Annotated in this window: 19 protein-coding genes, 1 tRNA gene and 1 pseudogene; 4 read left to right on the top strand and 17 right to left on the bottom strand. The window is 61.2% G+C overall.

The window, feature by feature from the left end; translation table 11 throughout:
- Positions 1–16 precede the first annotated feature (16 nt).
- On the top strand, positions 17–1291 hold the full coding sequence (gene tyrS, locus ACE3QM_RS03000; RefSeq protein WP_048409601.1) for a tyrosine--tRNA ligase: 1275 nt from the start codon (positions 17–19) through the stop codon (positions 1289–1291).
- A 109-nt stretch (positions 1292–1400) separates the two neighbouring features.
- Here the strand turns inward: tyrS and ACE3QM_RS02995 are convergent, their stop codons facing one another.
- The 11 genes from ACE3QM_RS02995 to gmk form a co-directional block, all read right to left on the bottom strand.
- Complete coding sequence (locus tag ACE3QM_RS02995; RefSeq protein ID WP_374420115.1) at positions 1401–2081, bottom strand: GntR family transcriptional regulator; 681 nt, start codon at positions 2079–2081, stop codon at positions 1401–1403.
- 312 nt (positions 2082–2393) lie between these two features.
- Positions 2394–2472, bottom strand: a tRNA-Ile gene (locus ACE3QM_RS02990).
- A gap of 110 nt (positions 2473–2582) precedes the next feature.
- Positions 2583–4514: an RNA polymerase sigma factor RpoD gene (gene rpoD, locus ACE3QM_RS02985; RefSeq protein ID WP_048409600.1), complete on the bottom strand. Its 1932-nt coding sequence runs from the start codon at positions 4512–4514 to the stop codon at positions 2583–2585.
- A 166-nt stretch (positions 4515–4680) separates the two neighbouring features.
- Positions 4681–6465 (bottom strand): DNA primase, encoded by a 1785-nt coding sequence (gene dnaG, locus ACE3QM_RS02980; RefSeq protein WP_374420113.1) that lies wholly within the window; start codon positions 6463–6465, stop codon positions 4681–4683.
- A 43-nt stretch (positions 6466–6508) separates the two neighbouring features.
- Entirely contained in the window at positions 6509–6955 is a 447-nt protein-coding gene (locus ACE3QM_RS02975) for a GatB/YqeY domain-containing protein (protein ID WP_374420111.1), read from the bottom strand.
- Between the two features lie 189 nt (positions 6956–7144).
- Positions 7145–7357 carry a 30S ribosomal protein S21 gene (rpsU, locus tag ACE3QM_RS02970; protein ID WP_039756346.1) on the bottom strand — a complete coding sequence of 71 codons (213 nt, stop codon included), beginning with the start codon at positions 7355–7357 and terminating at the stop codon, positions 7145–7147.
- Between the two features lie 129 nt (positions 7358–7486).
- Positions 7487–8281, bottom strand: a complete 795-nt coding sequence (locus ACE3QM_RS02965; protein WP_374420109.1) for a thiazole synthase — start codon at positions 8279–8281, stop codon at positions 7487–7489.
- 25 nt (positions 8282–8306) lie between these two features.
- On the bottom strand, positions 8307–8510 hold the full coding sequence (gene thiS, locus ACE3QM_RS02960) for a sulfur carrier protein ThiS (protein ID WP_269326037.1): 204 nt from the start codon (positions 8508–8510) through the stop codon (positions 8307–8309).
- Positions 8511–8513: 3 nt separating this feature from the next.
- A complete protein-coding gene (locus tag ACE3QM_RS02955; protein ID WP_048409595.1) occupies positions 8514–10670 on the bottom strand; it encodes a bifunctional (p)ppGpp synthetase/guanosine-3',5'-bis(diphosphate) 3'-pyrophosphohydrolase in 2157 nt (718 codons plus the stop codon).
- 20 nt (positions 10671–10690) lie between these two features.
- Complete coding sequence (gene rpoZ, locus ACE3QM_RS02950; protein ID WP_019103869.1) at positions 10691–10897, bottom strand: DNA-directed RNA polymerase subunit omega; 207 nt, start codon at positions 10895–10897, stop codon at positions 10691–10693.
- 137 nt (positions 10898–11034) lie between these two features.
- Positions 11035–11661: a guanylate kinase gene (gene gmk, locus ACE3QM_RS02945; protein ID WP_048409594.1), complete on the bottom strand. Its 627-nt coding sequence runs from the start codon at positions 11659–11661 to the stop codon at positions 11035–11037.
- A 165-nt stretch (positions 11662–11826) separates the two neighbouring features.
- On the opposite strand from gmk, the gene ACE3QM_RS02940 reads away from it, so the two are divergent.
- A complete protein-coding gene (locus ACE3QM_RS02940; RefSeq protein ID WP_048409593.1) occupies positions 11827–13125 on the top strand; it encodes an NCS2 family permease in 1299 nt (432 codons plus the stop codon).
- A gap of 103 nt (positions 13126–13228) precedes the next feature.
- A complete protein-coding gene (locus ACE3QM_RS02935) occupies positions 13229–13777 on the top strand; it encodes an adenine phosphoribosyltransferase (RefSeq protein ID WP_019103866.1) in 549 nt (182 codons plus the stop codon).
- 65 nt (positions 13778–13842) lie between these two features.
- On the opposite strand, the gene ACE3QM_RS02930 is transcribed toward ACE3QM_RS02935, so the two are convergent.
- The 4 genes from ACE3QM_RS02930 to ACE3QM_RS02915 are packed head-to-tail and all read right to left on the bottom strand — an operon-like array spanning position 13843 to position 16420.
- The gene (locus ACE3QM_RS02930; protein ID WP_048409592.1) at positions 13843–14604 is read right to left on the bottom strand and encodes a hypothetical protein; all 762 of its coding nucleotides are present in this window, start codon (positions 14602–14604) and stop codon (positions 13843–13845) included.
- Between the two features lie 58 nt (positions 14605–14662).
- Positions 14663–14956: a hypothetical protein gene (locus ACE3QM_RS02925; protein WP_156183827.1), complete on the bottom strand. Its 294-nt coding sequence runs from the start codon at positions 14954–14956 to the stop codon at positions 14663–14665.
- A 34-nt stretch (positions 14957–14990) separates the two neighbouring features.
- Positions 14991–16079 (bottom strand): DUF1700 domain-containing protein, encoded by a 1089-nt coding sequence (locus ACE3QM_RS02920; protein ID WP_231463229.1) that lies wholly within the window; start codon positions 16077–16079, stop codon positions 14991–14993.
- Positions 16080–16081: 2 nt separating this feature from the next.
- Complete coding sequence (locus ACE3QM_RS02915) at positions 16082–16420, bottom strand: PadR family transcriptional regulator (RefSeq protein WP_048409590.1); 339 nt, start codon at positions 16418–16420, stop codon at positions 16082–16084.
- Positions 16421–16746: 326 nt separating this feature from the next.
- On the opposite strand from ACE3QM_RS02915, the gene ACE3QM_RS02910 reads away from it, so the two are divergent.
- Positions 16747–17784: a patatin-like phospholipase family protein gene (locus ACE3QM_RS02910; RefSeq protein ID WP_053074356.1), complete on the top strand. Its 1038-nt coding sequence runs from the start codon at positions 16747–16749 to the stop codon at positions 17782–17784.
- A 56-nt stretch (positions 17785–17840) separates the two neighbouring features.
- Here ACE3QM_RS02910 and arcC read toward each other — a convergent pair whose 3' ends face one another.
- Positions 17841–18785: a carbamate kinase gene (gene arcC, locus ACE3QM_RS02905; protein ID WP_019103860.1), complete on the bottom strand. Its 945-nt coding sequence runs from the start codon at positions 18783–18785 to the stop codon at positions 17841–17843.
- A gap of 133 nt (positions 18786–18918) precedes the next feature.
- Positions 18919–19023 (bottom strand): annotated as a pseudogene (locus ACE3QM_RS02900) (ornithine carbamoyltransferase subunit F); the annotation flags it as partial.

Genomic DNA, 19023 nt, shown 5'->3' with positions numbered 1-19023 from the left:
ATGGAGGTACAACGATATGAAGCAATCGACCCTGATCCGGGATCTGCAGCAACGCGGCCTGATCTCGCAAGTCACCGACGCGGCGGCGCTCGACGCGCTGCTGTCCCGGGAAAAGGTCACCCTGTACTGCGGTTTCGATCCCACGGCCGACAGCCTGCACCTTGGGCACCTGGTGCCGCTGTTGCTGCTCAAGCGCTTCCAGATGGCCGGCCACCGTCCGATCGCCCTGGTCGGCGGCGCCACCGGCATGATAGGCGACCCAAGCTTCAAGGCCAGCGAGCGCAAGCTCAACACCGCCGATGTCGTGGCCGGCTGGGTGGAAAAAATCCGCCGCCAGGTTGAGCCTTTCCTCAGCTTCGAAGGCGACAACGCCGCATGCATGGCGAATAACCACGACTGGTTCGCCGCCATGAACGTGTTGGATTTCCTGCGTGACGTCGGCAAGCACTTCTCGGTCAACGCCATGATCAAGAAAGAATCGGTGCAACAGCGAATCAACCGCGACGACATGGGCATCTCTTTCACCGAGTTCGCCTACAGCTTGCTGCAAGGGCATGACTTCGTGGAATTGAACCGTCGTTTCGGCTGCAAGCTGCAGATCGGCGGCTCCGATCAATGGGGCAATATCACCGCCGGCATCGACCTGGTCAGACGGGTGAGCCAGCAGCAGGCATTCGGCCTGACCATGCCGCTGATCACCAATAGCGACGGCACCAAGTTTGGCAAGAGCGAAGGCAACGCGGTCTGGCTGGACCCGAGCAAATGTTCGCCCTACGCCTTCTACCAGTTCTGGCTGGGCGCGGCCGACGCCGACGTCTACCGCTTCCTGCGTTACTTCACCTTCCTGTCCAACGAGGAAATCGAAGTGATCGAGGCCGAAGACCGCGCCTCCGGCGGCAAGCCGCGAGCACAACGCATCCTGGCCGAGCAGGTGACCGAGCTGGTGCATGGCCAGGCCGCGCTGGCCGCCGCCCAGAGAATCACGCTCAGCCTGTTCGACAACGATGTCGAACAGCTCCGCGCCGAGGACTTCGCCCAGTTGGCCCAGGACGGCGTGCCGCGGCTGGTCTTGCCGCTGCAGCCCACCTCGCTGATCGACGCGCTGGCGGCCAGCGGCCTGGCCGCGTCCAAAAGCGAAGCCCGCACCCTGCTGCAAAGCGGCGCGGTCAGCGTCAACGGCGCCAAGGTGGATGCGCTGGAAGCCAGCCTTGGACAAGCCGAACGTCGCCATCAGCGCTATACGCTGTTGCGACGCGGTAAAAAGCAGTATTGCCTGTTGATTTGGGAGTAAGCGAGCCAGCCTGAAATCCGCTGCCGCGGGCTCCAGGCTGGAATGGCATCCGGCCGCCGCCCGGCGGCCGGATCGCGGCTAGCGTTTGAATAGATAGGGAGACGCGGCATCAGCCGGAAGGGAAAGTCTCCGCGCTCAGCCCTTCCACCACGCGCATCACATGGGAATAGTGCTGATCCAGCAATTGCAGCGTCAAATCGGCATCCCTGGCCAGCACCGCCTGCATGATGGCGGTGTGCTCGCCTTCGTCGCTGTAGCGCTTGGAAGCCGGCAGCGCCGGATCGAACCAGATATGGCGGTAGCGCTCCAGGCGGTTGTACAAAGACTCCATCAAATCCAGGATCACCGATGAATGGCTGCCGCTGATGATGGCGAGGTGAAACGCCATGTGGCGGTCGGCCCAGGCCTGCAGATCCACATCCGGGTCGTTCAGATCAATGCGGCTCAAACGGTGGTAGCTGGCCAGCACCTCCAGTTCCCAGGCCTCGTCACCCTGCTCCAGCGAGCGCCTCACCGCCTCTTCGGCCAGCGCCCGCCGCACCAGCAGAATGTCGTGCAGCTCATGCCGGGAAATGGGCGCCACCCAGAAACCGCGCTGCGGCTCCATCACCACGTATTTGGACCAGCTCAAACGCAGCAGCGCCTCCCTGATCGGCGAGCCGCCGGCGTCGTAACGCGTCTTGAGTTCATGCAGCAATAGCTTCTGCGACGGGCGATACACGCCCAGCAGAATATCGCGCCGCAACTCCAGAAACACTTTTTCGGCCAATGTGGCGTTGCTGCTTGCCACCTTTTTTTCCTTCCGGGGCATTCGGTCTCTTCCACATGCTAATGCGCGACGATGCGCAAAACGCTAGATGATAACTTAAAAATTACATGTATATTGATTTTCGCCATCGGTATGGCGTGGGAATAGCTAAAAGCTACGTCCATTTGGCATGGAGATCAATAGGCGAAGATCAATTCAGTGAGATGGGCTGTTCGATGGCGAAGCAAACGCGGAGTCGCGGCTGCGGCACGGTTCCGAAAAACAAAAAGCCGACGATTCGTCGGCTTTTTGTTTTACATGCGGCATGCGCCGCCGCACGATTTGCGGGAATCCTGGTGGGCCCCCGGGGAGTCGAACCCCGCACCAACGGATTATGAGTCCGCTGCTCTAACCAGGCATGAGCTAGAGGCCCAGAGCAGCGCATTATAACAGCCCAAAAGCAAAACCCCAAGCGCCGAATACCGACAGCTTGGGGTTTTCATACCGCTCAGACCATTAGCCTAGACCGGTGTCGCAATCAGATCACTGGCCGCCCGGCTCATTGTCCAGGAAGCTGCGCAAGCGCTCCGAACGGGTGGGATGACGCAGCTTGCGCAATGCCTTGGCTTCGATCTGACGAATACGCTCACGCGTCACATCGAACTGCTTGCCCACCTCTTCCAGCGTATGGTCGGTGTTCATGTCGATGCCGAAACGCATGCGCAGCACCTTGGCTTCGCGCGGCGTCAACGTGTCCAGCACTTCCTTGGTGGCGTCCTTCAGGCTGGAATACATCGCAGCATCGGACGGCGCCAGGTTGTTCTGGTCTTCGATGAAGTCGCCCAGATGGGAATCGTCGTCATCGCCGATCGGCGTTTCCATGGAGATAGGCTCCTTGGAAATCTTCATGATCTTGCGAATCTTCTCTTCCGGCATTTCCATCTTTTCCGCCAGCTCGGCCGGATCCGGCTCGTGGCCGGTTTCCTGCAGAATCTGACGGCTGATGCGGTTCATCTTGTTGATGGTCTCGATCATGTGCACCGGAATGCGGATGGTGCGCGCCTGGTCCGCGATGGAGCGGGTGATCGCCTGGCGAATCCACCAGGTGGCATAGGTCGAGAACTTGTAGCCGCGACGATATTCGAACTTGTCCACCGCCTTCATCAGGCCGATATTGCCTTCCTGGATCAGATCGAGGAATTGCAGGCCGCGGTTGGTGTACTTCTTGGCAATCGAGATCACCAGGCGCAGGTTGGCCTCGATCATCTCTTTCTTGGCGCGGCGCGCCTTGGATTCGCCCGCCGACATCTGGCGGTTGATTTCCTTCAGCGCCTTGATCGGCAGCATCGCGCGGTCCTGCAGTTCAGACAGCTTGGTCTGCTTTTCAATGATCGCGTACTTGAAGCGAGTCAACGCCTCGGCCCAGGCCTTGCCCGAATTGATTTCGGTTTCGACCCAATCCGTATTGGTCTCGTTGCCCGGGAACACCTTGATGAAGTGGGCACGCTCCATGCGCACGCGGCTGACGCAGATGTCCTGAATGTCGCGTTCGTAGGTGCGGATTTCATTGACGCGGCTGCGCAGCGAGTCGCACAGGCTTTCCACCTGACGGGTGGAGAAGCGCACCAGCATGAACTCGGTGGTGATCGCGTCCTGCAGCTCCAGGTATTCCTTGCTCTGGGCACCCTTGCTGGACAGCACCTTGACCATCTTGTCGAACAGCATGCGCACGCCGGTGAAGTGTTCCAGCGCTTGCTGCTTCAGTTCTTCCAGATTGACGCCGGAAGCATCGCCGGCTTCGCCGTCTTCCTCTTCGCCTTCCTCTTCTTCCTCTTCCTCGGCGTCGAGCAGCTCATCCTCGTCCACCGGCTCGGCATAGGCCGCGTCCGCTTCGGTAGGCGCGTTCAGGTCGATGAAGCCGTCGACGACCTCGTCGACGCGCACCTCGTCGCGGCTGACGCGTTCCACCAGCTCCAGCACTTCGGCGATGGTGCCCGGACAAGCCGAGATCGCCTGAATCATGTATTTCAGGCCATCTTCGATGCGCTTGGCGATTTCGATCTCGCCTTCGCGGGTCAGCAGTTCCACCGAACCCATCTCGCGCATATACATGCGCACCGGGTCCGTGGTGCGGCCGAACTCGGAATCCACCGAGGACAGCGCCGCTTCGGCTTCTTCCACGGCGTCTTCGTCGGCCACCGGCGGGGTGGAGTCGGACATCAGCAGCGTGTCGGCATCCGGCGCTTCGTCGTAAACCTGGATGCCCAGACCGGCAATCATCGTGACGATGTTTTCGATCTGCTCTGCGTCGGACACATCTTCCGGCAGGTGGTCGTTGATTTCCGCGTAGGTCAGATACCCACGCTCCTTGCCCAAGGCGATCAGCTGGCGCAGGCGTTTACGCTGCTCTTCCAGGCTCATCACTTCGGTTTCGTTTTCCTGCACATCTTTTTGATTTTCGGGAGAGGCCGCCATTTCGCTTCCTGCTTGAAATAAGCCGAAAAAAACAGTTGATAATAACACAAGCAAGCAATGCTGTTTGTGTAGCCCTGCGGGGCGCTTTCAAAAAGCCGCTGCATCGCTTGTCGGCGCGCCGGGCATGCCCGGCCGCCAAGCGGTCTGCCGCGGTAAGGCGACGTCGTCAAACATTCGGCGCCAGCAAATCCCGCAGCAATTCCCCTAACAATCTGACTTCTTCCGGAGTCAGGCCTTCGTTCCGGTCTTTTTGTTTTAGCCGCTCCACCTGAGTTTGACGCATCATTTTCAGGAGCTTGGCCGCGCCGTCCTGAAATTGCTGTCGGTCTTCCTCGCTGGGATCGGCAAACTCGTCCGGATCCTGCATGGCCTGCTGCAGAACACTATCCACCAGCCCTTCATATGGAGTGCCACGCAGGCTTTCCATCAATTGCGCCGTATTCGGCGGCTGGTCGTGCCCTTGCACGCATTCGGCCAACATGGCAAAACAAGCAAGCTCATCGGACAGTGCCATGCTGTCCGGCAAACGCACATCGCCGGCCCAGGCCGGGTTCAGCAGCAGCCATTTGATCAGCCGCGTCACAATGGATGCCTGGGGCGGACGATGCGATGCCTCCGGCAAACGGTATTCCCGCTTGCCCTTGCGCTCCGGTTTCTTCTGGCCCGTCGTCAACATGTCGAATTCGTCGACATCCACACCGGCGAGTTCCGCCAGTCTTTTCTTGATGATGAAGCCGAGGGCCGGAGCGGCAATCTGTGCCAGTAGGGGGGCGGCCTGGCGAATCAGGTCGGCCTTGCCCTCCGGCGTGGTCAGGTTCACCTCGCGGCACAGCTCGCGGGTGAAGTAAACGGACAGAGGCAGACTCTGTTCTTCCAGTACTTTTTCGAACGCTTCCGCGCCAAACTCGCGGATATAGCTGTCCGGATCGTGTTCCTGCGGCAGGAACAGGAAATTCAAGGCCTTGCCGTCCTGCAATTGCGGCAGGCTGTTTTCCAGCGCCCGCCACGCCGCCTTCTGTCCGGCCTTGTCGCCGTCGAAGCAGAAATAGACTTGGTCCGCATGGCGCATCAGCTTGCGCGCGTGCTCGCCGGTGGTGGCGGTCCCCAGCGTGGCGACCGCGTAAGCGACGCCGAATTGCGCCAGCGCCACCACGTCCATATAGCCTTCGACCACCAATACGCGGTTTTTATCCCGTATCGCCTGGCGTGCTTCGTACAGGCCGTACAACTCGCGGCCCTTCTCGAACAGCGGCGTCTCCGGCGAGTTCAGGTATTTCGGTTCGCCCTTGCCCATCACTCGGCCGCCAAAACCGATGATGGCGCCGCGCTGGTTGCGGATCGGGAACATCACCCGATCGCGGAAACGGTCGTAGCGCTGACCCTTTTCCTCATTGACGATGACCAGGCCGGTATCGATCAGCTTGTCGTCCTGATAGTCGGGGAATACCGCTTCCAGGCTCTGCCAGCCATCCGGCGCGTAGCCCAGCCCGAAACGGGCGGCCACTTCTCCACTCAAACCCCGCCCTTTCAGATAGGAAATGGCGTTGGGAGCGGATTTCAGCTGCTGCTTGTAGTAGCCTGCTGCCATCTGCATCATCTGCTCAAGCGACAGCTTGCGTTCACGCGCGGCGCGGCTGGCTTCCGGGTTGGCGTGGGCGCGGCTGTCCGGCACTTGCATGCCGACGCCTTCGGCCAGCAGCTTGACGGCATCGACAAAACCCAGCCCCTGGTATTCCATCACGAAGCCGATGGCCGAGCCATGCGCGCCGCAGCCAAAGCAGTGATAGAACTGTTTGGACTGGCTCACCGTGAACGACGGCGACTTTTCCTTGTGGAAAGGGCAGCAGGCCAGATAGTTCTGACCGCCCTTCTTCAAGGGGACGTAACGATCCACCACGTCGACGATATCGACGCGGGACAACAACTGATCAACGAAATCCTGAGGAATCAAAAAACGTCACCAAGGCGGGCCGCCTGCGCGGCCCGAATCCGGCTCAGGCGGCCAGCTTGGCCTTGATTCGGGCGGATACCAGCGCCATGTCTGCGCGGCCGGCCAGTTGCGGCCGCAACAGGCCCATCACCTTGCCCATGTCCTGCATGCCGGCGGCGCCGCTGTCGGCGATGGCCTTGGCCACCAGCGCGTCGATCTCCTCGGCGGACAATTGCTGCGGCATATAGGCCATCAGCACGTCCATCTCGAATTTTTCCTTGTCCGCCAGATCCTGGCGCTGAGCCGCTTCGTATTGGCTGACCGAATCCCGGCGCTGCTTGAGCATCTTGTCGATGACGGCGACGATGCCGGCATCATCCAGCTCCACCCGCTCGTCCACTTCCTTCTGCTTGATGGCGGCCAGCAACAGGCGGATGGCCGCCAATTTGTCGCTTTCCCGCGCTTTCATCGCAGATTTCATGTCATCGCTGATTCGCTGTTTGAGGCTCATTGCTAGCTTTCCGGAGAAGACCGCCACCCGCCGCGGGCGGCAAGTGCGCACAGAATAGAGAGTCAAACCCTGATGACATTGATTTTGGGCTGATCCAAAACCCATGCCGTCAGAGTCTGCAAACGGGGAACTACAAATGGCAAAACCGCAGGCTAGGCCTGCGGTCCTGCTTACTGACCGGAGGAACTCTTAGTAGAGTTTCGGCGGCAGCATCTGGCTGCGGATGCGCTTGTAGTGGCGCTTAACCGCGGCAGCGTGCTTGCGCTTGCGCTCGGCAGTCGGTTTTTCGTAGAACTCGCGGGCGCGCAGTTCGGTCAGCAGACCGGTTTTTTCCACTGCGCGCTTGAAGCGGCGCATTGCAACTTCAAACGGCTCGTTCTCTTTAACACGAATGTTCGGCATTGAATCAAGTATCCTTAGTTCCTAGCGTCCAGACGTGACTGGAGCTATAAAAAACAGCATTTTAACAACGTTACGCGGTTTGGAAAAGTCTGAAGCGTTCCGACCAAGTAATCTGTGGCACTTTACGCATCACGGCTTGGCGGAAGAAATCACCCCCTCACTAGGAGAACTAGGTACTGCACTATAAAAACGTTTCGGCATCCGGCCGGCAAGATATGCCGAGCGACCTGCTTCTACAGCCTGTTTCATGGCATGCGCCATCAACACCGGTTGTTGCGCGGCGGCAATCGCGGTGTTCATCAGCACGCCATCGCAGCCCAATTCCATGGCGATCGCCGCGTCGGACGCGGTGCCAACGCCAGCGTCAACCAGCACGGGAACCTTGGACTGCTCGATAATCAACTTCAAATTCCACGGATTCAAAATCCCCATGCCGGAACCGATCAGGCTAGCCAGCGGCATGATGGCGCAGCAGCCCATTTGCTCCAGCTCGCGGGCGATGATGGGATCATCCGAGGTATACACCATCACGTCGAAGCCTTCGGCGACCAGCACTTCGGCGGCCTTCAGCGTTTCCCTGACGTTGGGGAACAAGGTATTCGGGTCGCCAAGCACTTCCAGCTTGACCAAACGATGGTCATCCAGAAGCTCTCTGGCCAGACGCAAAGTACGAATGGCGTCATCGGCGGAATAGCATCCCGCCGTATTGGGGAGAAGGTTATACCGGTTTTTCGGCAAAAAGTCCAGCAAATTGGGCTCACCGGCATTCTGCCCCAGGTTGACCCGGCGAATCGCGACGGTGACGATTTCGGTGCCGGACGCATCCAGCGCTTGCGCGGTTTCCTCGAAATCCCGGTATTTGCCGGTACCCACCAGCAAACGCGAATTATAGGCCTTGCCTGCGATGATCAGTTGATCCGCCACTTCTGCACCTCTGTCAGCTTGCCGCTCAGCCTCCGCCGACGGCCACTACGATTTCGAGCTCGTCGCCGTCCGCCAGCCCCACCTTCGGGTATTGGCTGCGCGGCACGATCTCGCCATTCTTTTCCAGCGCCACGCGCTTGCCGCTCAGACCCAGCGCCACCACTAGGTCGGCCACGCAGGCCACCGCGTCCAACTGCCGGCTCTCGCCGTTGATCCTGAGTGTCAGCATGTATTATCTCCGTTGCACGCGCTGCACCACCGGCAGCAGCCTGATCGCGCCCAGCACCCGCTCCAGATGTTCGACGCCTTCCACTTGCAAGCGGAAGTGGATATTGAACAAGCCGTCGCCATCGCGGCTGCTGTCCTGAGTGTCCGCGCTTTCGATATTGGCCGAGGCCTGGGAGATCGCGGTGGCGATATCGGCCAGCGCGCCGCGCTCGTTGCGGGACAACACGCCGACGGTGACGCCGAACATGCGGTCGCGCTGCGCTTCCCAGTTGACGTCCAGCAGCTTGTCGTGATCGGCGCGCCGCGCGTTCGGGCAGCCCTTGCGGTGGATGACCAGACCCTGGCCCTTGGTGATCACCCCGAGGATGTCGTCGCCCGGCAGCGGATTGCAACACGGCGACAGCTGCACCATGCCGCCCTCGTTGCCGCGTATGGTCACCGGCCCCACTTTCACTTCCTCGCCCAAGCGTTCGCCGGCCAGTTCCAGCAAGCGTCGCGCCACCACGATGGGCATCAGCTTGCCGGCGCCGATGTCGGCCAGCACTTCCTTGTGCGAAGCCAGCTTCTCGCCGAAGGCGGCCAGATACTCCACCCACAACTCATCGCTCAAGGCCAGCGGCGTCACCGCCAGCGCGCCTATCGCCTGCTTCAGCAGTTTCTCGCCCAGACCCACCGCCTCTTCCTGCTGCAGGCTCTTCAGATAATTGCGGATGCCGGAGCGGGCGCGACCGCTTTGCACGAAGGTCAGCCAGGACGGATTGGGCTTGGCCTGGGTGGAGGTGATGATTTCCACGGTGTCGCCATTGCGCAGCACGGTGCGCAGCGGCACCAGCGCGTGGTTGACGCGGGCGGCGATGCAGCGGTGGCCGACATCGGTATGCACCGCGTAGGCGAAGTCCACCGGAGTGGCGCCTTGCGGCATCACCATGATCTTGCCCTTGGGCGTGAACACATAGACCTCGTCCGGGAATAGATCGATCTTGATGTGCTCGAGGAACTCGACCGGATCGTCGCTCTCCTCCTGCATGTCCAGGATTTTCTGCAGCCACTGGTGGGTGCGCTGCTGCGCGGTATTGACGCCGTCGCCGCTCTTGTACATCCAGTGCGAGGCGACGCCGGCCTCGGCGACGCTGTTCATCTCGCGGGTGCGGATCTGCATTTCCACCGGCGTGCCATAGGGGCCGAACAAGGTGGTGTGCAGGCTCTGGTAGCCATTGCCCTTGGGAATGGCGATGTAATCCTTGAATTTGCCGGGAATCGGCTTGTACAGGCTGTGCAACGCGCCCAGCGCCAGATAGCAGCCGGGAATGTCGTTGACGACGACGCGGAAGCCATAGATGTCCAGCACCTCGGAAAACGACAGGTGTTTCTCCTGCATTTTCTTGTAGATGCTGTAGAGGTTCTTTTCCCGCCCCTTGATGGTGGCTTCGATATTGCTCTGCACCAGCTTCTGGCTGACCGATTGCAAAATCTTGGTCACCACCTCGCGGCGGTTGCCGCGCGCGGCGCGCACCGCCTTGGACAGCACGCCATAGCGATGCGGATGCAGATGCTTGAACGCCAGGTCCTGCAGCTCGCGGTAAACCTTGTTCAGGCCGATGCGGTTGGCGATCGGCGCGTAGATTTCCAGGGTTTCCAGCGCGATGCGGCGGCGCTTGTCCTCGCGCATGGAGTCCAGCGTGCGCATATTGTGCAACCGGTCGGCCAGCTTGACGATGATGACGCGGATGTCGCGCGCCATCGCCAGCACCATCTTGCGGAAGCTTTCCGCTTGCGCGGTTTCCTTGGTCTGGTACTCCAGCCGCTCCAGCTTGGACAAGCCGTCGACGAGATCGGCGATGATCTTGCCGAACTTCTCGATCAGCGTCGGCTTGGTGACGCCGGTGTCTTCCAGCACATCGTGCAGCAAGGCGGCGGCGAGACCCTGCACGTCCAGCCGCCACTCGGCCAGCATGCCGGCCACCGCCAACGGATGGGTGATGTAGGGCTCGCCGCTCTTGCGGGTCTGCCCTTCATGGGCCGCGCGGCTGACCTCGAAAGCCTGCCGCAACAGCTGGACGTCTTCCGGCTTGAGATAACGCGCGACCGACTCGAAGAACGCTTGCGCTTCGCTGTCGATCAGGGCGTCGTAGTCGATTTCATCCTCAATGCCGGTTGCCATAACCCACCACCCACTTGCTATCAGGCTTTGCCGCGGCTCAGAACTTCCTTGCCGACGTGGCCGGCGGCGATTTCACGCAGCGCGACAACGGTGGGCTTGTGGCGGCCGGCTTCAACGAAGGGGCTGGCGCCGGAAGCAACCTGGCGCGCGCGGTAGGCTGCGGCCAGGGTCAGGTCGAAACGGTTCTGGATGCGGTCCAGGCAATCGTCAACAGTAATACGGGCCATGTGTTTTCTTTCCAATCAAGTTGCCAAGGGCGTTGTCGGTCGCCATGCTCGCGGCCGCAGCAACGCCCAGAGGGATCACTATATCTAAATTTTAGCCGACTCACCAACAGCGGCACAGGTCGGAGGCGAACTGGCTTTCAGCCGCCCTGCCCCATGCGCGCCAGCATGGTCGCCAGCTTGCGGCACTGAATGGCGCTGCGCAGGCGGTTGGCGCGCACGATGCTGATCAAGTCGAGCCGGGCACGTTCGAAATCGTCATTGACCACGATGTAGTCGTACTCGGCGATCTTGTCGATCTCGGCGCGGGCGGAAGCCAGCCGGCGACGGATCACTTCCTCGCTGTCGGTGGCGCGGCCGCGCAGACGGCGCTCCAACTCTTCGATCGACGGCGGCGCGATGAAGATGCCGATCGCGTCCGGGAAGGTCTTGCGCACCTGCTCGGCGCCCTGCCAGTCTATCTCCAGCAGAATGTCCTGCCCCACGTCCAGGCGGCTGCGTATCCACGGCGCGCTGGTGCCATAGTAGTTGCCGTAGACTTCGGCGTGCTCGAGGAAATCGCCACGGTCTATCATGGACTTGAAGACCGCCTGATCGACGAAGTGATAATGCTTGCCGTCCACCTCTCCCGTGCGCGGCGGGCGCGTGCTATAGGAAATGGACAGTTCCACCGTAGGCTCGGCGGCTAGCAGCGCCGCCACCAGCGAGGTTTTCCCCGCGCCGGACGGAGCGACCACGATAAAGATATTACCGGTTGGCTGGCTCATGAGAAGGTGTTTTCCTGCCAAATGAGTAATTCTCCAGAATACCACAAGCCGCCATCCGCTGTTAATCGCCAAGTTATTTTCACGTCAAGATTTAGGTAAATCTCTTCAGGCTGAATAAAATGGCACGTTTTTTCTATCCCTATCGCCCCTGGAGCGCGTTTCGCCATGCAATTCCTTGACAGCTTCTTCAAGCTGAAAGAAAACGGCACCACTGTGAAGACGGAAGTCATCGCCGGCTTTACCACCTTCCTGACCATGGCCTACATCATCCTGGTCAATCCCTTGATCCTGTCCAGCACCGGCATGGACCTGAACGCGGTCTTCGTCGCCACCTGTCTGGCGGCCGCGCTGGGCACCGCCATCATGGGCCTGGTGGCCAATTACCCGATCGCGCTGGCGCCGGGCATGGGCCTGAACGCCTACTTCACCTTCAGCGTGGTCAAGGGCATGGGGCTGTCGTGGGAAACCGCGCTGGGCGCGGTCTTCATCTCCGGCATCGTGTTCCTGGCGGTCAGCCTGTTCCGCGTGCGCGAGGCCATCGTCAACGCGATCCCGCAGTCGCTGAAATTCGCCATCTCAGCCGGCGTCGGCATGTTCCTAGCCATCATCGCGCTGAAGAACGCCGGCGTGATCGCGCCGCATCCGGAAACCTATCTGACCCTGGGCGACATCCACAAGCCCACCACCCTGCTGGCCATCCTGGGTTTCTTCCTGATCGTGGCGCTGGAATACCGCAAGGTGCCGGGCTCCATCATCATCGGCATCCTGGTGGTGACGGTGCTGTCCATCGCCATGGGCCTGTCTCCGTTCAAGGGCGTGGTGGCGCCGGTGCCCAGCATGGCGCCGACCTTCATGCAGATGGACATCGCCGGCGCGCTGCAAGCCGGCCTGATCGGCGTGATCTTTGTCTTCTTCTTCGTTGACCTGTTCGACACCACCGGCACCCTCGTCGGCGTATCGCATCGCGCCGGCCTGCTGGACAAGGACGGCAAGCTGCCGCGCCTGAAGCGCGCGCTGCTGGCCGACTCGGTCGCCATCACCGCCGGCGCGGTGATGGGCACTTCGTCCACCACCGCCTATGTGGAGTCCGCCGCCGGCACCGCCGTCGGCGGCCGCACCGGCCTGACCGCCATGGTAGTGGCCTTGCTGTTCCTGGCTTCGTTGTGGCTGTCGCCGCTGGCCGCCACCGTGCCCGCCTACGCCACCGCTCCGGCGCTGTGCTATGTGGCGGTGCTGATGGCGCGCGGCCTGGCCGAGATCGACTGGAGCGACCTGACCGAGTCCGCGCCGGCGGTGATGACCGCGCTGGCGATGCCGTTCACTTTCTCCATCGCCGACGGCATCGCCTTCGGCTTCATCAGCTACGCGGTGATCAAGATCCTGGCCGGCCGCTTCGCCGACCTCAAGCCGCCCGTGCTGATCATTGCCGCGCTGTGGGTATTCAAGCTGGCTTTCTTCCACTGAAACATCAATAATTGATGCGGACCCCAAGCCTGCCGCGCCGCGCGGCGGGCTTTTTCTTGCGGGCCGCGCCGCGACTCTCTTCATTTCGAAGTACAATTAGGCCATGGAAAACCTTAGCAATCTCGACTACTCCAGCTATCTGAAGGGCTGGATTCGCACTGTGCCCAACTGGCCGCAACAAGGCGTGATGTTCCGCGACATCACCCCGCTGCTGCAGAACCCCAAAACCTTCCGCATGCTGATCGACATCTATGTGCATCGCTACATGATGGAGAAGGTGGACCTGGTGGCGGGCCTGGACGCGCGCGGCTTCATCATCGGCTCGGTGCTGGCCTATGAGCTGAACGTCGGTTTCGTGCCGATCCGCAAGCGCGGCAAGCTGCCCTTCACCACGGTGGAAGAGGAATACGAGCTGGAATACGGCAATGCCGCGGTGGAAATGCACACCGACGCCTGCAAGCCCGGCGACCGCGTGATCCTGATCGACGATCTGGTCGCCACCGGCGGCACCATGATGGCCGGCTACAAGCTGCTCAAGCGCATGGGCGCCGATGTGTTGGAAGCGGCCGCCATCATTGAGTTGCCGGAGCTAGGCGGCGGCAAGCTGGTGCGCGATGGCGGCCTGGAGCTGTTCACCGTCTGCGCTTACTAAGCATCCGCTAGCGCCATGTGAAAACGGAGCCTCAGGGCTCCGTTTCGCTTTGATCCCAGCCTGCCTCAGTCGGCCACCACCTCCACCTTCAAGGCCTGGCCGCGCGCGTTCAGTTTGAGCGGCGCGCCCGCGGTGCTGGGCAACTTGCTATCCACCGCCGACGCGGTGCCGCGCACCTCGTATTGCAGGCTGGCGGATTTCGGCAGCGACAGCTTCAAGGAGCCCGAGGTCGCGTCCAGCGCCAAGGTGCCGCTGGGCTTGGGATCGGTCAGTTTCAACTCCGCCTTCACCGCCTGGCCGTCCAGGCTGAGTTCGCGGCTGCGACCTTCAAAGCCCAGTTTCAACGCCTGCCCCTTCAACACCAGCTTGTCGTAAGCGCCCTTGGCCTGCGCCTTGATCGCGCTGCCGGCCAAAGTCAGATTACCGGCCTTGCCGGCCAGCTCCAACTCCAGCGCCTGGCTGTCCACGCTGACCGCCTTGTATTCGCCGTTGATCGAACCCTTGACCGCGTTAAGGCTGACTTCCAGCAGCTTGCCCGGCTTTAGATTACCGGCGATTTCCAAGCGGCAACTCTTACCCAGCAGCTTGTCATTGAGCTTGACCGTGATGGTGACCACGCCGCCCTCCTGCCGTGCCTGGGCGCTGCACTTGCCCTCGTCCCAGCCGCTCTTGTTCAGGTCCAGCCGGTAGGGCTTCTGCGCATCCGTGCTCAGCTTCAGCACCGCCGCGTCACCCTTGATCACCAGCTTGTCTATCGTCCCCTCGGCGGCCAGCGCCGCTCCGGTCCACAACAGGCCCGCCAGCGCCAGCATCGTTTCCCTCTTCATCACGCATCTCCTTCTTTTTAGTGTCGAAGCCGCCGGCAGAACCGGCGGCGCTTGTCCATCATTGCAGAAACAGCCAATACATCGCCACCACGCCGCAGGCGGCGGCCATCCCACCCAGCGCGTGGCGAGCCAGGCGCGCGCACTGGGCGCGCAGCAGACGCCGCCGGGCAAAGGCCGCAACCGCCAACTGCCGCGAATCCGCCAATGCGGCGATCAGCCGGCCCTCATTGCGTGGGTCCGCCACCGCATCGCGGATGTAGTCGCGGTATTCATCCAGGATCTTGCGCAGCTCCGCTTCCGGCAAGCGCACCATGGTCAATTGCAACTGTTGAATGCATGCATCGTGTTTCATGTTTCTCTCCCAAATTCCGTTCAGATCCAGCGAGTCAAACCACGTTACCGCCCACCCCTTTACCTGCCACCAAGTCCATTTGATAGCGCACATAATTCACCAGGCCACGCCAGGTCAGCCGCGTCAGCCACAGGCAGAACATCAGCCCCAGCGCGCCTATCACCAACAGGATGAAGCCGCTTACCGCCGCTGAACTCCGCAGGGACAAGCCCGGGATGCCGTCGATCTCGAAATGCCCGTCGCCATCGTTCAACGACAGCCGGTTGTCGCGGATCACCAGCGAGCTGTCGCCATCGCGCAGCACCAGATTGGTCGGCTTGCTGGCCTCCCCCATGCTGGTGGCAGCCTCCGCCGAAATCATCCGCCAACGCAGCGACTCCCCGTCACCGCCCTGCACCAACTCCATGCGATCGCCGTCACCCGACACCAGCACCAGCGATTTCAGTTCCGCGCGCTCCACGCTGACCGCGTGCTCGCCCTCCTGCTGGATCAAGCGCCGCGCCGCCGGAGCGCTGGCATCCACTCTCAGTTCGCCGTCGTCGTAGCTGACGGCAACCGGATCGCCGGCGCGGGTGCGCAGGCTGGCGCTCTCATCCGGGTCCAGGTTCAGCACCACCCGGCCCTGTCTCAAGGTGACGCCATGCACCAGTTCGCCGGCCGGACGCACTTGCAACTCAAAGTCGCCACCCTTGGGCGACAAGCTGGGCTCCAGCTCCGGCCAGCCAAACAAGGTGTTGCCGCCCCAGGCCGCCACCACCACCACGCCAGCGATCAGCAAGCTGCCGGACACCATGTAGCCGATGGACAGGCATAGCAGATAGAGCATGAAGGGCAGCGCCAGGAAGAAGTTCAACACCCCCAAGCCTGCCACCGCCGCGACCACCCGCATCAGGTTGCCGATGGAGCGATGGTTCTCCCATTGACGGTAACGCGCCTGCGCCTTCAACTCCTTGGCCAGTTTCTGCGGGCTGCCCAGCGCGGCCACCACTTCGTCCTCCGCGCGACCAGCCTCCAGCGCGTCATGGAAATACTCTTGGTAGTCGGCGAGGATTTCGCCGATTTCCTCGGCCGGCATGCCCGCCAGCGCCTGTTCCAGCTGGCTCAAGAATGTCTTGCGGTTCATGATTATTGTTCTCCCGACTGGTCTGCCACCGGCAGACGACTCAATACGCTGTTCACTTCATTGACGAATTCCCGCCACTCGCCCCGCATCACTTCAAGTTCCCGTCTGCCCGTCTCGCTCAGCGTGTAGTACTTGCGCGATGGTCCGGATGCCGACTCGACCAGATAGGTGCTGACCCAGGATTCATTCTGCAGCCGGCGCATCAGCGGATAGATCGTGCCTTCGCTGATTTCCATCGTTTGCGACAATTTGCTGACCAGTTCGTAGGCATAGCTGTCGGACTGGGCCAAAACCGCCAATACGCACATGTCCAGAGTCCCCTTCTTCAACTGGGTTTTCATTTCGTCCTTCCTTGAAACCGCCCGGTCCGGCTACCCGTCACTATCTTGCATTACACGATAGCTAATCGGACCAAGGCATCAATCTGCTAGTGATTGCACTATACGAACCACTACCTTGCAGCGCAAGGTATCTTTCATTGCTCAATGACAAACAGTTGAGTAGTGCATCTTTCTTGCAACAATAGTTTCCATCACATCCCATGCCATATTGCATTGCGGAATGCCGGCCAGCATCCATAATTCAAGCATGGCAATGACATGAAACTGCGTCGCGAACGCATCGTCAACGCATGGCGCAGCAGCGGCGACTCACCACGGGGATCTTCATGGCAATAGCAAACAAGCCCAGCATCGCGCTGGTATTGGGCGGTGGCGCCCCAAATGCAACCCTGATGGCCGGCGCGCTGGTGGCGCTGACCGAGGCTGGCGTCGAATTCGACATCATCTCCGCCTCCGGCGCCGGCGCCATCGTCGGCCTCTTGTACGCGGCGCCGCGCAAGGGCACGCCGCTGGACAATTTGCGTCGCTTGTCCGATCTGGGCGTGTCCGACCCCATCTACCAACTGCTGCCGGTCAACTACAAGGTGTTCAACAAGCCGGGCCCCGCCGCCGAGTTGTGGCGCAGCTGGCAGAGCCAGAATCCGCTGCTGCAGAGCATTCAGCAACAGGCCGACCAGGGACCATGGCAACGGCTGCTGGCCGACTGGACTTCGCTGCTGCTGGCCACGCTGTGCCCCAGCGATCTGACGCCGTCCAGCCAGGGGCTGTGCGCGCATGTGCCCTTCATCGAACAAGTGGTGGATTTTGAACGCCTGCGCCAGATTGCGCCGCAGTTCTATCTGAACGCCTACAATATCAGCCACGGCGAGATGCGCTGCTGGGACAAGAGCGAGATCAGCCACGAACACTTCCTGGCCGCGCTGTCCTTCCCCTTCATCTACCCGCCATACCGCCTGGACGACGGCGATTACATCGAGGGCGCCGCCATCGACACGCTGAACTTCAAGCAACTGTTCCGCGATCATCACCACATCGACTACACCCTGGTGTTCGACGTGCTGGGCAGCGATCGCTTGCTGCACCCGCCGCGCAATCTCTACGATGCCTGGGTACAGTCCATCATCACCCCGCTGACCGAAATCGCGCGCGACGACCTGAAGTTGTTCGAAGCGCTGCACAACAAGGACGAGCACGGCCGGCCGCGCACCGAGGTATTGAAGATCCAGTTCGACGCGCTGATCGATCCCGAGCGCCAGCAGCAGGAACTGGACTGGTCCTACTCCAATCTGTCCCAGCTATACCAGATCGGCTACCAAGCCGGGCAGGACTTCATCCGCCTGCATCGCGCCAAGCTGCTGGGCTGAGATAAAAAAAGGGCTGCCTGACGGCAGCCCTTGACGCTTGGCTAAGCACTCGCGATTCAGTACCAGCTGATGCCGGCCTTCTCGGTGGAGATCACCGTGCCGGCCTCGCCCTTGACGATCTTCTCGATGTCTTCCAGCGCGCCGATCACCGCTTTCTTGCCGGTCAGGCGGGCGAACTCGCAAGCGGCTTCCACTTTCGGGCCCATCGAGCCGGCGGCGAAACCCAGCTTGTCCATTTCGTCCGGATGCGCCTGCTTGATGGCCTTGGCTTCCGGCGTGCCCCAGCCGACGAACACGCTTTTCACGTCGGTGGCGATCACAAAGTAATCAGCGTCGATTTCACGCGCCAGCAAGGCCGAGGCCAGATCCTTGTCGATCACCGCTTCCACGCCCACCAGCTTGTCGCCCTCGTACATGGTGGGAATGCCGCCGCCGCCGGCCGCGATCACGACCACGCCTTTTTCGATCAGCCATTTGATCGGGCGCATTTCGAAGATGCGCTTCGGTTTCGGGCTGGGCACCACGCGACGGAAGTATTCGCCGTCGGCCTTCACGGTCCAGCCTTTTTCCGCCGCCAGCTTGTCGGCTTCTTCCTTGCTGTAGACCGGGCCGACGAATTTGGTCGGGTTCTTGAACGCAGGGTCCTTGGCATCCACTTCGGTCTGGGTCAGGATGGTGGCGATCGGCACTTCGAACGGCAGCACATTGCCGAGCTCCTGCTCGACCATGTAACCGATCATGCCTTCGGTCTGCGCGCCCAGCACGTCCAGCGGATAGGGCGTCACTTTTTCGTCCACGTGGCGGGCGTAGGCATCGTTCTGCAGGCCCAGCAGGCCCACTTGCGGCCCGTTGCCGTGGCACATCACCAGGTTGTGGCCCAAGCGGGTCACGCCGGCCAGTTGTTCGGCGGCCACTTTGACGTTGGCGCGCTGGTTGTCGGCGGTCATGGCCTCGCCGCGACGTTGCAGGGCATTGCCGCCCAGAGCTACGACGACTCGCATATTCTGTTCCTTTTTTACTGCCGCGCCCGCCATTTGCAACGGCGAGCCGCGTTCTTGATGTGAAACCGGCCAAGGTTCCCGGTCAGGGAAGCCTTGGCCGGCAAAAGTGCAGCTAGGGATGCCTAGGGCCGGATCAATCGCCCAGCGTGGCCACCAGGATGGCCTTGATGGTGTGCATGCGGTTCTCCGCCTGCTCGAAGGCGATGCAAGCTTCGGACTCGAATACATCCTCGGTCAC

Origin of the sequence: Chromobacterium sp., from assembly GCF_041912965.1 — a bacterium.
Lineage (GTDB): Bacteria > Pseudomonadota > Gammaproteobacteria > Burkholderiales > Chromobacteriaceae > Chromobacterium > Chromobacterium aquaticum.
This window is presented reverse-complemented; position numbering and strand designations above follow the sequence as displayed.